The 16,581-nt window shown below is 37.0% G+C and carries 9 protein-coding genes; 3 read left to right on the top strand and 6 right to left on the bottom strand.

Annotation, left to right across the window (positions count from 1 at the left end; translation table 11 throughout):
* Positions 1-46: 46 nt before the first annotated feature.
* From ACY0M5_RS09980 to ACY0M5_RS09955, 6 genes are all read right to left on the bottom strand, one after another.
* Positions 47-2,872 carry an FAD-binding and (Fe-S)-binding domain-containing protein gene (locus ACY0M5_RS09980; RefSeq protein WP_461631653.1) on the bottom strand — a complete coding sequence of 942 codons (2,826 nt, stop codon included), beginning with the start codon at positions 2,870-2,872 and terminating at the stop codon, positions 47-49.
* A 150-nt stretch (positions 2,873-3,022) separates the two neighbouring features.
* The gene (locus ACY0M5_RS09975) at positions 3,023-5,908 is read right to left on the bottom strand and encodes an FAD-binding and (Fe-S)-binding domain-containing protein (RefSeq protein ID WP_461631652.1); all 2,886 of its coding nucleotides are present in this window, start codon (positions 5,906-5,908) and stop codon (positions 3,023-3,025) included.
* 134 nt (positions 5,909-6,042) lie between these two features.
* Positions 6,043-7,701 (bottom strand): L-lactate permease, encoded by a 1,659-nt coding sequence (locus tag ACY0M5_RS09970; protein ID WP_156196184.1) that lies wholly within the window; start codon positions 7,699-7,701, stop codon positions 6,043-6,045.
* A 16-nt stretch (positions 7,702-7,717) separates the two neighbouring features.
* Positions 7,718-7,909, bottom strand: coding sequence for a hypothetical protein (locus tag ACY0M5_RS09965; protein WP_156196185.1), 192 nt, complete (start codon positions 7,907-7,909; stop codon positions 7,718-7,720).
* A gap of 12 nt (positions 7,910-7,921) precedes the next feature.
* On the bottom strand, positions 7,922-10,072 hold the full coding sequence (gene ldhH / locus ACY0M5_RS09960; protein ID WP_461631651.1) for an L-lactate dehydrogenase (quinone) large subunit LdhH: 2,151 nt from the start codon (positions 10,070-10,072) through the stop codon (positions 7,922-7,924).
* Positions 10,073-10,081: 9 nt separating this feature from the next.
* Complete coding sequence (locus ACY0M5_RS09955) at positions 10,082-10,555, bottom strand: LutC/YkgG family protein (RefSeq protein ID WP_461631650.1); 474 nt, start codon at positions 10,553-10,555, stop codon at positions 10,082-10,084.
* A 639-nt stretch (positions 10,556-11,194) separates the two neighbouring features.
* On the opposite strand from ACY0M5_RS09955, the gene ACY0M5_RS09950 reads away from it, so the two are divergent.
* The 3 genes from ACY0M5_RS09950 to ACY0M5_RS09940 all read left to right on the top strand — a co-directional run bounded on the left by ACY0M5_RS09950 (position 11,195) and on the right by ACY0M5_RS09940 (position 16,384).
* Entirely contained in the window at positions 11,195-11,935 is a 741-nt protein-coding gene (locus tag ACY0M5_RS09950) for a hypothetical protein (protein ID WP_461631649.1), read from the top strand.
* A gap of 474 nt (positions 11,936-12,409) precedes the next feature.
* Complete coding sequence (locus tag ACY0M5_RS09945; RefSeq protein ID WP_461631648.1) at positions 12,410-13,411, top strand: tyrosine-type recombinase/integrase; 1,002 nt, start codon at positions 12,410-12,412, stop codon at positions 13,409-13,411.
* A 144-nt stretch (positions 13,412-13,555) separates the two neighbouring features.
* Positions 13,556-16,384 carry an Hsp70 family protein gene (locus ACY0M5_RS09940; protein ID WP_461631647.1) on the top strand — a complete coding sequence of 943 codons (2,829 nt, stop codon included), beginning with the start codon at positions 13,556-13,558 and terminating at the stop codon, positions 16,382-16,384.
* Positions 16,385-16,581 lie beyond the last annotated feature (197 nt).

Raw genomic sequence — 16,581 nt, 5'->3', positions numbered from 1 at the left:
AGTTTACAATGATCATAACTATCTAAATAATAACGATTAATTAAATTTAATTTTTTGCTGTTGTAGCCTTATCAACCAAATAAACTATTGATTGATAAGAAACGCCGCTGTTTAATGTCAAACCAATTTCGCAGGTTCTGCTTGTTGAATAGCCATGCTTAACTTCGGCAGGATGTTGAATTTTCAGATCCCGTAAACCATGATCATTCAATTCGGAGTGAGTAAAACCTCTGTCTCCGGCAAAACCACAGCAATTTGTGTCAGGCTTAACAACATTTTTAGCACATAGTTTAGCCAGATCAACCAGCTTATCTTCCACACCTAATTTTTTAGCAGAACATACTGCAAATACTGAAACTGTTTCATCAAGTTGTTTAAAATTCAAATGATCTTTCAAATGATCCATTATGAATTCAATTGGTTCGTATAGTTTCAATCTCGACTCCATATTCTCCTTCATGGTATACAAGCAAGGGCTCATGTCGCAGAGAATTGGATATTCCCCGTTGTTGCTTGCTTTTTTCAAAGCGGCTTCCAAATTATTGGATTTTTTCATTCCAGCTTCTTTAAAGCCTTTACTCAAAAATGCCATACCACAACAATGGTTGTTTAAATCCTCAGGATAAATAATTTCATATCCTGCCTTTTTAATCAACTTCTCCATCTTAATGGTCAAAGCCACCTTTTCGTCGTAATCTTTCGATACGCCCATACTTCTGTTGATACAAGATGGGAAATACACAACCTTTTTAGGATTGCCCTTATTTACTGAAGGAGGCACAATTTTGGGTGATCCTTTTGGAAAAGCCTTAGTCCAGCGAGGAATTGTATTTCCTGATAAAGTTCTTACACTACCAGCAATTCCACCCATCAAGCCTGATCCAAGTATGGAGTGAAAGAAATTCACAGTATTCAGACCCACTTTAGCATAGGACTGAACTTTATCCATATTATCGGCACACCACATGGCATATTTCTTTGCTTTTGGTGATGCATCATCCGCCCGAAGTTCCTTAACCAGTTTGCCGGTATCAATTTTCACAGGACAACTAAGCGCACACAAACTATCGGTAGCACACATTTGCAAGGCCTCGTAATCGAATTGTTTTACCATACCGGCTAACTCGTGAGGAGTCTCTCCTGAGGCTTTCAGACGGGTAATTTCGCGGTAGGTGACAATTCTTTGACGCGGACTTAAAGTCAAGTTGTGTGATACACATGATGGTTCGCAAAAACCACACTCCATACACTGATCTATTTTTTCGTGAGCAGCAGGAAGAGGTTTCAAATCCTTTAAATGAGCTTGTTTATCGGCATTCAGGATAACTCCCGGATTGATTAAAAAATGAGGATCGAAGATGGCCTTGATTTCCTTCATCAGGTTGTAAGCATCTGTCCCCCACTCCATTTCAACATAAGGAGCCATATTTCGTCCGGTACCATGTTCTGCTTTTAGAGCACCATCGTAACGGCCAACAACCAATTCAGCCAATTCATCCATGAATTTGGCATACCTGTCGATTTCCGGTTGGGTTCCAAAATCCTGAGTAAATACGAAATGTAAATTACCTTCCAAAGCGTGACCAAAAATAACCGCTTCCGAATACTTGTACTTTTTAAACAAGTCCTGAAGATCTAAAGTTGCCTCGGCCAACTTTGGTACCGGAAAACAAACATCTTCGATAATAACAGTAGTACCAACCTTACGCATACCGCCAACCGTAGGGAGTAAACCTTTACGGATTTTCCAAAGCATTGCAAATTCTGCCGGAACTTGAGTAAATTCAATGGGCAATTCCACCTGAATATCCCGAACTGAATTTGTAATTATTTCAATCTGCTTGTTTAGTGTTTTAGCATCGCCCGCTCTGGTTTCCACTAAAATAGCCGATGCACCAACCGAAAGTGTTTTTAAATAAGCAGGCACTCCTGCATCATTCTCAACCGAACGCAATGCAGCCCTATCCATTAATTCAACCGCAGCAACAGGCTCCGATTTTAAAATTGAAACCGCCCGGCAGGCTTTCTCAATATCAGGAAAAATCATTAACGAACTTGCTTTGTGCCTGTGCTCAATTACCGTTCTGTAAACCACCTCTGAAATAAATCCTAAGGTTCCCTCAGAACCAATCATAAGGTGAGTTAAAATATCAATCGGATCCTTGTAATCAACCAAAGCATTCAGGCTGTAACCGGTTGTATTCTTCATTTTGAATTTCTCACGAATCCGGGCATCCAAAGTCTTATTCTTCCGAATAGCTGCGGCCAATTGACTAATGCCCTTCAGCATATCAAAATGAGTATTTTTAAACGAAGCAATACTTTCCTTACAGGAGGTATCCAGAACGGTTCCATCATGCAAGATTACACGGATAGAATCGATTGTTTTGTAGGAATTCTCAGAAGTTCCGCAACACATTCCTGATGCATTATTGGCAGCAATACCACCAATCATCGCAGCATTAATAGAAGCCGGATCCGGTCCGATTTTCTTACCGTAGCGTGCCAACAAAGCATTTGCACGGGCACCCGTAATACCTGGCTGAAGACGAATTTTCTCTCCATTATCAAGTATCGTATGCTTTTTCCAATGCTCTCCCGCAACCACCAAAACAGAATCGCTGATTGCCTGCCCCGATAAACTGGTTCCTGCAGCACGATAAGTAACCGGTACGTTTAAATTATGACATTCCCGCATAATTAAACTCACTTCTTCCTCGCTTTTCGACTTTACTACCAATTTAGGTATCAGTCTGTAAAAACTCGCATCGGTTCCCCATGCAAGCGTATGAAGAGGATCATGAAACATTCTGTTCTTATCAATTGACTTCAGCAATCGTTCATATAAAATTTTATATTCTCCTGTCAGCATATTTTTTTAATTTTCAAATATGAACTAAACTATCCTTCCCAAGGATTTTTCTACAAACTGAAAATGGCAATCAAGTCTTTCTTTTCTTTTTTTCAGCTTGTAAAAAAATTTAATCCTTTTATAATCTTACAACGAATAACGGTCGGGACATTAAATTGCAGCCACCTGTTTTTTCGCCTTCTTTTTCTTGTAATTAACTGCTTCGGTTTTTCTTGTTGTTACACGGCCCACCAAATAAATAATCGACATGTAAGGTACTCTGCCATTTGTACTCAAGCCAATCTCACAGGTTCTACTGTTGGAATAACCTGCAATCACCTTTTCCTTCTCAATAATTGGATGCAGTTTTCGCAAAGCGTACTTATTTACTTCCGGAAAATTAAAACCTCTGTCTCCTGCAAAACCGCAACATCCAACTTCTTCGGGCAACACTACGTGCTGTGCGCAAGCTTCGGCTACTGTTTTTAATGCCGGAGTTAGTCCCATCTTAGTAGTCGTGCAAGTGGAGTGAATAGTAATAACCTCATTTACCTTTTTAAAGTCCAATTTGTCCATTAAGAATTCATGAATAAATTCAACCGGCTCATAAAGCTTTAATGTTTTATCCATCACTCTTCTCATTCGGTACAAACATGGAGAAGTATCGCATAAAACAGGGTATTTTCCATTTTCAGAAGCTTTTACCAAAGCAGCTTCCAATTCAGATGATTTCTGATCGGCATGCTTGATCAAGCCCTTACTTTCCCATGGAGTACCGCAGCATAAATTGCTCATTCCTTCAGGGAAAATTACCTCGTAACCTGCTTTTTCAAGTAACTTTTGGGTAACCATATGCAATGGCTCCTTGTAAGGATCTCCTTTTGCAGGTCCCATGGTTTGTGCAATACACGATGGAAAGTAAACCACACGTAATGGATTCTCCTTGTTGATAGGTTTTGGTTTTGGTGCATTTGCTCCTTTCGGCATAGCTGGAGTCCACAAGGGAATGTTATTTCCGCTTAAGGTTCTAAAACCACCGGCAACAGCTCCAAGTAAAGTAGAACCCATCACCGTATGAACACCATTCACGAATTTTAAACCTCCACGAATAGTAGAACCAACCGTTGAAAAATTATCAGCAACTTTCTGACTGATTTTAAAAGCACGCGGAGTATCCACATTTAAGGACCGAAGGTATTTAATGAACTTACCGGTATCGATACCTACAGGGCAGGACGTTGCACATAAGCCGTCCCCGGCACAAGTCTGCTCACCAAGATAATCAAATCCTTTCTTCAATATTTTGTATCGTTCCGGATCCTCTCCTGTAGTTTCCAGACGTTTTAGTTCCCGCTGTACAACGGTACGCTGACGAGCAGATAGGGTAAAACCGGCAGTTAAACAGTTTACCTCGCAAAAACCACATTCAATACATTTATCAACCAACTCGTGAACAGGCGCAAGTGTTTTAAAATTCTTAGTATAACACTCCGGATCTTCGTTAATAATAACGCCCGGATTCAATAAATTCTTAGGATCGAAAAGTTGCTTTACATCTTTCATCAACTGATAAGCCTCTTCGCCCCATTCATGTTTTACAAACGGAGCCATATTTCTGCCCGTTCCATGCTCTGCTTTCAGCGAACCATCGTACTTGTCAATCACTAATTCATCCACCTCGTGCATAAAGCTTTTATACTGCTCCAATTCTTCGGGTTTATCAAAATTCTGATTGAAGATAAAGTGAAAATTTCCTTCCAAAGCATGACCGTAAATCACACCATCTTTGTATCCATATTTAGCAATCAAATTCTGCAAATCTAAAGTTGCCTTTGGCAAATCATCGATATGAAAAGCTACATCCTCGATAATACAAGTAGTACCTGTTTCTCTTAAACCACCAACCGCAGGAAATACTCCTTTTCGGATATCCCAATATTTAGAATACTCCTCTGGTTTATCGGTAAATTCGATTGGGCGAACCGTTTCGTAGGCCGACAACAGCGATTTAATTTCACTAATATTGGCATTCAATTCACTTTTACTGTTGGCCAATGTTTCTACCAGAATAGCAGTTACACCATCAGGGAAATCTTTAATAAACGGAGGAATGCCATCGGCATTTTCAACGGATCGCAAAGCAACTCTATCCAACATCTCAGCTCCGTGTACCGGACCGGGCTTTATGGTCACCACCGACTGACAAGCTGTAACGATATCACTAAAGTATATCATTGCACTGGCCTTAAATTTATGATTTACAACAGTCTTCATGGTTAATTCCGACATAAAAGCCAAAGTACCCTCTGATCCCACCATCAAATTCACGATAATCTGAAAAGGATCGGTATAATCGATAAAAGGATTAATGCTTAAACCAGTAGTATTTTTAATACTGTATTTGTAACGAATACGGTCGGCCAACTTTTTGTTTGCACGTACCTTATCGCGTATCTCTTCAATTTGGCGGATAAAATCGCCGTGTGTCTTTTTAAAATCAGCCTTACTTGCAGCATCCCCGGTATCTAAAATGGTACCATCGGCAAATATTAAACGAGCTGAAAGGATTGTTTTATAAGAATTCTCATGAGTACCACAATTCATACCCGAGGCGTTATTCATAACAATACCTCCGATCATTGCAGAATTAATAGATGCTGGATCTGGTCCGAGTTTTTTTCCGTAAGGTGCCAAAACCTTATTTACACGACTGCCCACCATACCCGGCTGCATACGAATTGCTTCGCCGTTTTTAAGGACATCAAAATCTTCCCAATGTTTTCCTGCAATAATTAAAATAGAATCGGTAATTGCCTGACCTGCCAAACTGGTTCCTGCTGCACGAAAAGTAACCGGCAAATTATACTTGTTAGCTAAAATAACAGCCTTTTGTACTTCAGCTTCATCTTTTGCCCGAATAATAATCTGAGGGATTAATCGATAAAAACCAGCATCAGTTCCATACGCCAAATTTCTTATTTCATCAGTATACAAACGTGAAGTTTCTATTGTAGCTTTAATCTCATGATAGAACTTCTTATATTCTCCTGTAAGCATCTTTTTTTGATTTTATGATCAAGTATTCAAATAATAGTAGAATCTTAAATTGGTAACTTGTATGACAAATGTACGTTTTCAGTCTTTAAAAATGAACCAAATTTTCAATTCCTTGAAAATTTGGTTCCAATATTTTACAATGGCAGTGGATTAAAGCCCGATGAAATCAAAACAACAACAATTATCATTACCATTAAATAGTAAATTAAGGCTGGTATTGAATTTCTTCTTATAATGGTTCCTTCGGCGCCAATACAACCAACGGTTGCACAAACTGCAACAACATTGTTTACACATATCATGTTTCCTAATGCCGCACCAATGGTTTGAACTGCAACAATTAATACCTGAGGTATCCCTAAAATTGTAGCCGTTTCGAACTGAAGTGAAGCAAACAGCAGATTGGAAACCGTAGCCGATCCAGACATAAAAGATCCTAAAACACCAACGATAGGTGCTATTATTGGATAAGCATTTCCTGATAAATCAGCAATAGCTGTAGCCATAGTGGTTAGCATACTATCCATTCCGGCTCCGTTCGTTCCCGATTTCAACATCAATTGAACCATAGCAACACCTGCAAATAAGGCAATTGCAGCACCGGTAATTTGTTTGAAAGTTGTTTTCCAGGAAGAAACAACCTGTTTTAATGGCATTTTATGCATGAAATTTGTGATCACTGCTACCAAAATAAAAGGGATTGTTCCCGGTAAATAAGCCCACTTCAATACGTACGTTAACCCATCAATACCAAAAAGATTCGAAAGAGTTAGTGTTTGAGAGGCCAACCATCCTTTTAAACCTAAAGACGGAATACGGGTCACCACTAAAATAACGGCGATTAATACATATGGCATCCATGCTTTCACCAATCCCATTTTTGCTTCACCGGTATCACCATTGGAATCATTAGATTTCCAATTTTCTTCCCACTCTGATTTTGGAGGAAAATCCCATGGCGTTTTAGGCATAAGGAAACCTCTTTTTGCCGCAAAAATGATAATTCCAAGACCAATAAATGCACCTAGTAATGATGGAAGATCGGGTCCCAGAGTTGAAGCGATTAATACGTAAGGAATTGCGAAAGCCAAACCGGCAAAAATTGCAAACGGAGCTGCTGCCAATGCAGGCTTAATCGATTTTTCCTTTCCAAAGAACCTGGTCATAATCATGATACCCAACAAAGGAATAAAGATACCAACCAATGCATTCGGAATTGCAATCCATTTGGTTAATGCCATTTTAAATACATCGGCATTAGCACCTATATCAGTTAAATTTTGCTCTAGAGTTACCATTGCACCTCCACTAATTGGAGTACCAACCGCACCATAAGGAACCGGAACCGAATTGTAAATTAAAGCAACCATTGCTGCGGCCAAAGGAGGGAATCCGAGTCCGACCAACAAAGGACCGGCCAAGGCGGCAGGCGTTCCAAATCCGGCTGCACCTTCAATAAATGCACCGAACATGAAACCTATAATAATGGCCTGAATTCTTCGGTCGGTGGTAATTCCGTTAAATCCATTATTAATCGTTGCCATAGCTCCCGACAACTTCATGGTATTTAAAATGAGAATCGCACCAAAAATAATGATTAAAATATCCAATGCTTTCAGAAATCCAAAAACTGAATAGCCCATGATGTGGAATATATCAATTTCCCATACTGTGTAAGCAACAATCACCGATAGCAGCAGTGATAAAGGCAAAGCCTTTTTTGCTCCCCAATTGAAGCCAACCATCAGTACGATGGTTAATAAAATAGGCGAAAAAGCTAATAATGCATCCATAAAAAATAGTTTAGGTTTAGTTACAAATTGTATTAGTGATCGTAGTAAACGGGTTAGATCTACTGTATTTTTCGATGATTGAATTGTCCAATTTTTTAAGATTTCCGTTCATTGCACTAGTGCGCATCAAAACGTCGAGGTCCATAAGCTTTTGTTTTAGAGCTTCCAGACTTTTATTGATATCAACCTTATCATTATTGAAGTCCATAATCCATTGTTTTTATTTCCCGATGATTTCAACATACTTTTCAATAAATTCGGTTAGATGAAGCACTTTAACAGGCACTTTTTTATGCATCAAACCTCCGTTAATCTGCATTACACATCCCGGACAATCGGTAACCAATATCTCAGCATTACTTGCCTCAATATTTTCTATTTTCTTGGTTAATATTCCGTTCGATATGGTTGCAAAGTCGAGAGAGTAAGTTCCTCCAAAACCACAGCACACATTGCTGTCGGTTAATGGAATAAATTGTTTTCCGATTAATTTGGAAAGGAAAGCTTCTGCAGAATAATCCAGTGATCTGGAATCGTGGCAAGGTGTATGATAGGTAACCTTCTTGTTCCCTTTCACTTTAAAGCGGATGTTGTTTTTTTCTAAAAACTTCCCGATTGGTGTTACCATATCGCCCAATTGAGCCGCTTTTTTGTAACGGTTTGGATCTTCTTTGGTGAAATCCAGAAACTCATGCTTAATGGCTCCCCCACAAGTAGGACACAATACCAACAAAGCTTCATAGTCTTTAGGTTCTTGTAAATTATCAAGAGTATTGTAAATCATGCTTTTTGCATTTTCGGGATCGCCCGATGCAATGGCAGGAATGCCGCAACATGCTGCTTTTTTAGGAATATCAACCTGAAATCCACTCTTCTGAAGCAGTTTGACCATGGCCAGTCCCATTTCAGGATAAAAATATTCGATAGCACAACCAGGATAGAAGAATACTTTTCTTTCGGATGAAAACTGATCGTATCCATCTTTGTAAAAACGCTTGCTAAAGGTTTTTGAAGCCAAAGCCGGAAATTTTCTGAAATCCATTTCTTTAGGCAGCATTGGAATAGTCCCTATTATTTTTTCCTGATTTGATGGATTGGTTTTCGTTAACGGAAACTGGAAATTAGCCCCTAAACTCAAAACAGACTTCATTCTACCGGGCTTTGCAACCAAGCTTTTAAATACTTTTTTCTTGATAGGGTTGATGCCGTATTTTTTGCCGACAACCAATTTCAAATCAGAAATTAAAGCCTGCAAATCAATGCCCGAAGGGCAATTAAAAGAACAGGCACGACAACCGATACACATTTTCAGAATATCTTTGGCAGCCTCGTCGCCCTGATAAAGGGCTGTTAAAATCAGACCAATTGAACCGATATAACGATCGCCGTAAACATGACCGCCTACCATTTCGTAAGCCGGACAAATGTTGGCACAACTACCGCAGCGCACACACTTTAGTGCTTCTTTAAACTTAGGATGCTCGAAAAATGCCAAACGTCCGTTATCCAAAAACACATAATGAGTTTCCTTTACGCCGTCTTCATTTTTATGAGATGGAACTCTCCCTTTAATCCATGTAGTATATGATGTTATGGTTTGTCCGGTAGCACTTTTCGGCAATACCCGAACAATATCCAAAGCCTGATTAAAATCGTCGCACAATTTCTCGTATCCGACCAAAACAATGTGCACAGGAGGCACGGTAGACGACAATCGGGCATTTCCTTCGTTGGTGACCAAACCAATTGTACCTGTACTGGCTACGGCAACATTCGCCCCTGTCATTCCAACACCTGCTTTAAAATAAGATTCGCGAAGAAATCTGCGTGCAATTTCCACCATTGCTTTAATATCTTCAGGATCTACCGCCTCTCCTGTATAATCAGAAAATATCTTTGCAACCTGCTGTCTGGTTTTATGAATGGCCGGCATTACCATGTGCGATGGATGCTCGTTGGCCAACTGCAGAATCCACTCTCCCAAATCGGTTTCGATTGGCTGCAGTCCCTCCTTCTCTATATAATGGTTGAGTAAAATCTCTTCCGAAGTCATCGATTTACTCTTCACCATGAATTTAGCATTGTGCTTTTTCATTACATCAGCAATGTATTTGCACGCATCCCCGCCTGTTTTTGCCTGAAACACTTTACAGCCGTGCTTCTCAACATTCGCTTTAAACAGGTGGAATTGTTCCATTACCTTGTTTAGGTCACGGTCTTTTATATCATGAACCCTTGTTCGAAGCGCTTCAAAATCCAAGCCCTTATAAGCATTTTCCTTAGAAGCCTTATAGGCTGTTGCAAAACCTTTCAGGTTTTTATACAAAACCTCATCGTTTATTTTTTCCTGTATTTTATCTTGTATATTCATCGCTTCTACTTATAAATCGTTTACAATATAAACTGCCATCTCTTTTGGTCCGTGCACTCCAACCGTTAAAACACGCTCAATATCTGCTGTTCGGCTGGCACCCGTAATAAAAGCAACATAACCCCCCATATCCGAAGTTCTCTCTTCTATAAAATCAGCTACATCGTTTAACGAAGCAACCAGCTTACTTATGGGCATCACAACAAACAGTTTCTCGGCCAAACAGGTTGCCAAACGTTTATTTTCGTTGATGCTATCAATAACAACCGTTCCTGTTTCCGCAATTGCGTAATCAACTTCGATAAGAGCATTTTTGATTCCCGCTTCTCCGGCTTGTATATCTTTTAACTGACTAAAACTTGGAACATCGATGTATTCAAAGCTTTCCTTTTGTAAGAGGTTTTTAAATTCTTCAGAAGACAGAATCTGATTTTCGTTTCCGACCAGTGCTGATTTGTCTAAAAAAAATTCCAGGTTATTCATATGATTATAATTTAAAGTTTTTGCCATATGGAACTTACCATGCAAGGATACTCATCTCCTTGTGTGTCAAAAATAGATTTGGCACGGACGTTTCATATATTTTAGTTTATAGGTTTTAATCATTTTAGTCTGAAAAGATGACTATTTGGGAATCTCTCTAACCAAGAGGGATGCCAAGAATTTCACACTCTTGTTATTCAGAATCATTCTATTCGACTACATCTTGAATACCTGATCATTAGCCTACGCAAAGGTTTTCAGGAAATGGGATTTAAAACGATTTCGGAGGTGTTCATTTCTGCACGCCCGAACATTGGCACATGTGCTGTTTTGAACAGATGTTCAGTTTAAGACGGTAAGATGACCTGATTTTAGATGGATGAATTTACAGCTTTGGGCAGCTTATTATCTGCACAATTACTCCTTATAAAAAAAGAAAAATCAGAACACCAATTATCCATAATAAAAAATTACAGTTAAACTATCTAAAACTCAGAGGCTTTGTAATAATATCATAAAATAAATTAAAAATTATTTCACATAAATTTTTATTATTAACATACATTTCCTACTTTCAGAACCCCAAATGATTATTTATACAAACCAGGTTGATTATTCAACCCCTAAAACTTTAAAAAAATGACAGATACAACTGCAACAAAAACAATTAATGAATTGGTTCTTGAAATTTCTGAAGACAAAATTGTTTCGACTGCCATCCCAGTAGCCATTGCCATTGGCGAGGCCGGAGTACTTCACCAATATGCCCTGGAAGACAAAGAAGAGCTTTTGGCAAAAGGACTCAGCGAGGATACAATTAATGAGCTTGCACCAAGAGCTAAATTTTTGCAGGAACAGCAATCGATTTGGACTGCTGTTTACGAATCGGCTTTAACCAGCACACAAGAGTGGGAAGAAAAAATTGAGGAAGCCAGCCTGCTGCAACGCGAATTAAAGTATGATTTTCAGTTTGCCTACCGAAACCATCCGGATATTCTGAAAAAACTGCAAAACATTCTTGATGGCAACAGCCACATGGATTTAATTCAGGACCTGAGCGACTACCCCGCTTTTGCCAGACAACATCCTGAACCTTTGGAAGCCATCCTTTTTGATACAACAAAAACCGAGCGTGCCTTACAGCTCTCGCACGAGCTTTTCGACCTGATGAACAAGGTTGACGGAGTAAAAAACAGCAAAAACCGACCTGAAAAACTAATGCGCGACCGAGCCTACACTTACCTGAAGCAATTGGTCGACGAAATTCGTGCCTATGGCAAGTACGCCTTCTGGAACGACGAAGAGAAACAAAAGAGGTATTCGAGTGATTATTTGCGCAAAGGACGGGAAAGAAATGAATCAAAAAAAACTGAAGAGTAGCTGAAACACCTGCGATTGTTGATCTCTTTTTCGATAGGATGGTTTTTTAGCCGATAGGACATCAAATTATCCGATAGACTATTCAAATTGCCAGATAGATGATTTTTTGTACCGATAGATCAATCAAATTATCCGATAGGTGTATATTATTTGCGATTGGAATACAAAAAAGGCCCATAGCAATACCAATTCAAGCAATTGGAATCATTTTTTTTTAATTACTACATACAACTAAAGAAAGGAAACATCCCAAGTGTGAGTTTTGGGATGTTTTTTTTTGTTTTTTCCGGTGAAAAAGATCAGCTTATTTCCTTGCTTATTTAACATGATTCTACTTTGTTAAACAATATTCATTTTATAATTTAGTGAACCTCTAATAAGAGCATGTAAATGAGCATAAAAATCCACCCATCGGCCGATACGCATCGCAATAAAAAAAATGTAGTTATTCAGTTCGACTACAGTACAGAGATTGTGAATTTATTAAAGGTGAGCTTCCCTACCCGATGGAGCCAAACGAAAAAGTGCTGGTGGATAGCCCGAAAAGATTTCGATTACAGGAAGTTTAAGGAGGTATTCTCAACTATTGCAGAAATAATTATTCCGCCCCAAAAACAAAAAGACAAAAGTACAGAACAAATATTGCCTGCAGATTACCTGGAAAAACTGATTCGGGTAAGATATAGTGAAAGCACGATTAAAACTTATTCGAAATATTTTAGGGATTTTCAATCTGCTTTTACAGATCAAAATTTAGACGAACTGACTTCTACAGATATAAACAATTATATTCTTGGCTTAATAGAAAAACAAAAAATGTCTGTTAGCCAACAGAATCAAAGAATTAACGCGATAAAATTCTATTATGAGAAAGTATTAGGTAGGGAAAAACTATACTTTGCAGTGGATAGACCTAAAAAGGAAAAATCATTACCAAATGTTTTAAGTAAAAATGAAATTGCAGCAATGATCAATTCTACAAATAATATAAAACACAAAAGCTTAATTGCTTTAATTTATTCTTGTGGATTGAGAAGATGTGAGGCTATTAATATGGAGTTAAAGGATATTGATTCCAACCGAATGCTTATAAAGATAATAGCAGGTAAAGGCAAAAAAGATCGATATGTTCAACTCGCTAAATCAACTTTGTTACTCTTAAGAGAATATTATAAAAAGCATACGCCTTGCAACTGGGTTTTTGAAGGACCTAATAATAAACCCTACAGTGCAAAGAGTATATCAAATGTTATAAAATCTGCAGCCCAAAAAGCTGGAGTTAAGAAACGTGTTTACCCACATATTTTGCGCCATAGTTTTGCTACGCATCATTTAGAACAAGGAACAGATTTAAGATATATTCAAGAATGGTTGGGTCATGGAAGTTCTAAAACAACTGAAATATATACCCATGTTTCTAATAAAGACTTTATTAAATTTAAGAATCCAATTGATGGCCTTATTGAGGATACGTAAACTACACATATACACTTACACCACTCTATGATCGATAAAAGAAATATAAATGTAACTACACATTCACAATCGTTGGATACAATTTAACAGCCATTTGCGAATAAAGGAATTACCAAATCAATAGACCACTTAAATAATAATAAAATGATTAACGTATTTGTTTCATACTCCCATGCTGATGAAGCCTATAAAAAGAAGCTTGAACTTCATTTGTCAATGCTTAAAAGAACAGGTTATATTACTTGTTGGAACGACAGATTAATAAAGGCTGGTGATGAATGGGACAAAAAAATCAGTGAGAATTTATTAAAATCCGACTTAATTTTATTATTAATTAGCCCTGATTTCATGGGGTCAAAGTATTGTTATGAGATTGAGGTAAAAAAAGCTATCGAACTACACAAGAAGAATAAAGCCATTGTTGTACCAATTATTCTTAGATATTGTGATTGGAAACAATCAGAATTTGAAATACTTCAATGTTTACCTACTGACGCTAAACCAATTAATAGTAAAAATTGGGAAAACGAAGATGCTGCATTTTTAAATGTTATAGAAGGATTAAAAGAAGTTATTAAATCAATTAACTCAAAGAGAACAAAAGAAGCAGTATTTCCATATTCCGATAAAATGGAATTTAAATTAGGTGGATTTGATTACTTTTTACCACCTTATATAATCGAAAATAACACATTTGTTGGTATTGATTTTGGCACCTCTACTACAGTAATAAGCATTGTTGATTTCAAGGAAAATGGGGTTGATATAAATACCATCCCAATTGAGTTCGAATTAGCCAATTTAGGGATTCAGAAGAGTCATTTGTTTCCCTCTGTAATATATTATGATGACAATAAAAATAATTTACTATATGGCTTCGAAGCAAAAAACAGAAAGTATAATATAGCAACAATTGAAGGTGTTAACTATTGGTCATCTTTTAAAATACATTTGGGTAAGGATGAAGGAAATATTTATACCAACTCTCTATTAAATGATACTAACTCTGATATTTCAATTTTAAATCCAAAGCATGCAACAAAGGAATTTTTTAAACATCTTAAAAAGATAATTGAATCCTACATACAGAATAAAGGATATAGCCAAAACTTAAATCTTTGTATAAGTATTCCAGCTTCATTTGAGGCGAATCAACGATACGAATTATTAAAAGCAATTGAAGAATCAGGTTTTTCATATCATGAAAATCTTTTCATTGATGAACCAAACGCCGCCTTCTTAAGTTTTCTCTATGAAAATCAAATTGAAAATAAGATATCAATTGAAGAGTATGACAGACAATACACTCTTGTCTTTGATTTTGGAGCGGGTACATGTGATATATCCATATTAGAATTTGGTAAAAAAAACAATGGCTTTTATTCAAAAAATATTGCTATATCGAAATTTGAGAAATTGGGTGGGGATGATATCGATAAACAAATTGCCAAACAAGTAATACTTCCTGAGTTTTGTGAAGAATTCGACATAGACATTGATACAATAACTGATATTGAATATGTTGAAATTTTCGAACCTAAATTTAAGGCCTCTGCAGAAGCATTAAAAATTCGCGTTTGCGATAGAATTAGTAAGTTACTAGTTAAAGCTAAACGTAACAAATTACCCGATGCTTCCATTTTTTGCGAAGAAATAATAACAATTAAGTACAAGGGAAATGATTATCTATTTGAAGCCCAAACAATTTCATTTAATCAATTTATTGAGGTAATGCAAGGATTTACTACAGAAGTTGATAGTGGTGATTCAATATTTTATATAATTGATTCAGCATTGCAAAAGGCAAAAATGGATTATGATGATATTGATAATGTTTTGCTGATTGGAGGTTCATGTAAAAATCCAATAATAGTTAATTCAATAAAAGATAAATTTACCAATTCCAAAATTCTAATCCCAAATGACCTTCAATCACAGGTGTCAAAGGGTACAGCAATAAATTCAGTTCTTGCAAATGGTTTAAATACACCGCCTATAGCACCAATTGTAAGTGAGACAATTTCCATAAAACTAACAAATGATATTTATTTCCCAATAATTTCTCAAGGAGAAGAAATTCCTCATTTTAAAATAATTTCAGAAAAACTAACCGTACAAAGGAATAATCAACAAATAATTGAATTGCCATTATATGTCTCAGGGGATAAGAAGATGTTACAGAAAATAACCATAACATCACCTGAAGGTTTCTTAAAGACTGACAAAATAAAAATCTCTTCGGAAATTGATAAAAACAAAATTATTACTATTAAAGTAATAAAAAACGATACTCAACTCAAGATAGAGCAATTTAGTCCGTTCAGTAATGAGGTACTTACTCCATATAAACGGGTTGTAAAAGAGACTGAAAGGGATATTAACAATTTGCTATCTAAAGGATTTACAATTAAAGATGAATGCCTTAAAGAAGTTGTTGACTCTTTGATTACAATACATGCAGAAAGTAATAACTATAAAGAAGCAATGGAACTGTCGATTAAGTACTTTCCATCAAGGTATTCGAAAATAGCATACTATGCTGACTGTGCAGGTTATTCTAAAATATCTACAGAATATACATTTAAGGCATATGAAGAAGAACCAAACGATACAAATGCATATAACCTAGCTCTTGAATATGAAAATGGAAGTAGTGAAAACATAAAGTATTTAGAAGTTGCTGTGAAATTAGGCAATAATAGTGCAAAAGTATCACTTGCCAATCATATAGATGATAGCGAGCAATCAAGAGACCTTATGTTACAGGTCTTTGATAATTTGTATTCTGAGTTTAAAAGTAATCCTAGAAACCTAACTTCGGGTGATTTTGAGGATTTGGTTGACTCTCTTGACTCTCTTGAATACTTTTCAATTTTAGATGATGTAAATGACTTTATTCAAGAGCTTGATAATAAGAAAAGTAAAGCAAATAAACTTTTTATTGAAGAGAATCTACTTAAGGAAAAACTGTAGCCAATCGAATAGCCCGCCCCGCTAGTAATCACTAGCAGGGAGAGGCTTTCACACCACCAGATACTTCGCAAGCTCAGCATAAACCAAGCGGGTCTCGTATACGGTCCCGAGGAATCGGGATTAAGTTATGGGGAATAAGGAATCACGTCGAACAGGCGTGATTTGTTTGTAAATGTCGAGCATAGATTCATAACCAC

The sequence above is a fragment of the Labilibaculum euxinicum genome (assembly GCF_963678175.1).
Lineage (GTDB): Bacteria > Bacteroidota > Bacteroidia > Bacteroidales > Marinifilaceae > Labilibaculum > Labilibaculum euxinus.
This window is presented reverse-complemented; position numbering and strand designations above follow the sequence as displayed.

What these genes read in the sequence shown, in the direction of transcription:
- ACY0M5_RS09955 (WP_461631650.1), bottom strand. Translation starts at nt 10,555, where the DNA reads ATGAATAACCTGGAATTTTTTTTAGACAAATCAGCACTGGTCGGAAAC.
- ACY0M5_RS09970 (WP_156196184.1), bottom strand. Translation starts at nt 7,701, where the DNA reads ATGGATGCATTATTAGCTTTTTCGCCTATTTTATTAACCATCGTACTG.
- ACY0M5_RS09950 (WP_461631649.1), top strand. Translation starts at nt 11,195, where the DNA reads ATGACAGATACAACTGCAACAAAAACAATTAATGAATTGGTTCTTGAA.
- ACY0M5_RS09980 (WP_461631653.1), bottom strand. Translation starts at nt 2,872, where the DNA reads ATGCTGACAGGAGAATATAAAATTTTATATGAACGATTGCTGAAGTCA.
- ACY0M5_RS09940 (WP_461631647.1), top strand. Translation starts at nt 13,556, where the DNA reads ATGATTAACGTATTTGTTTCATACTCCCATGCTGATGAAGCCTATAAA.
- ACY0M5_RS09975 (WP_461631652.1), bottom strand. Translation starts at nt 5,908, where the DNA reads ATGCTTACAGGAGAATATAAGAAGTTCTATCATGAGATTAAAGCTACA.
- ACY0M5_RS09965 (WP_156196185.1), bottom strand. Translation starts at nt 7,909, where the DNA reads ATGGACTTCAATAATGATAAGGTTGATATCAATAAAAGTCTGGAAGCT.
- ldhH (WP_461631651.1), bottom strand. Translation starts at nt 10,072, where the DNA reads ATGAATATACAAGATAAAATACAGGAAAAAATAAACGATGAGGTTTTG.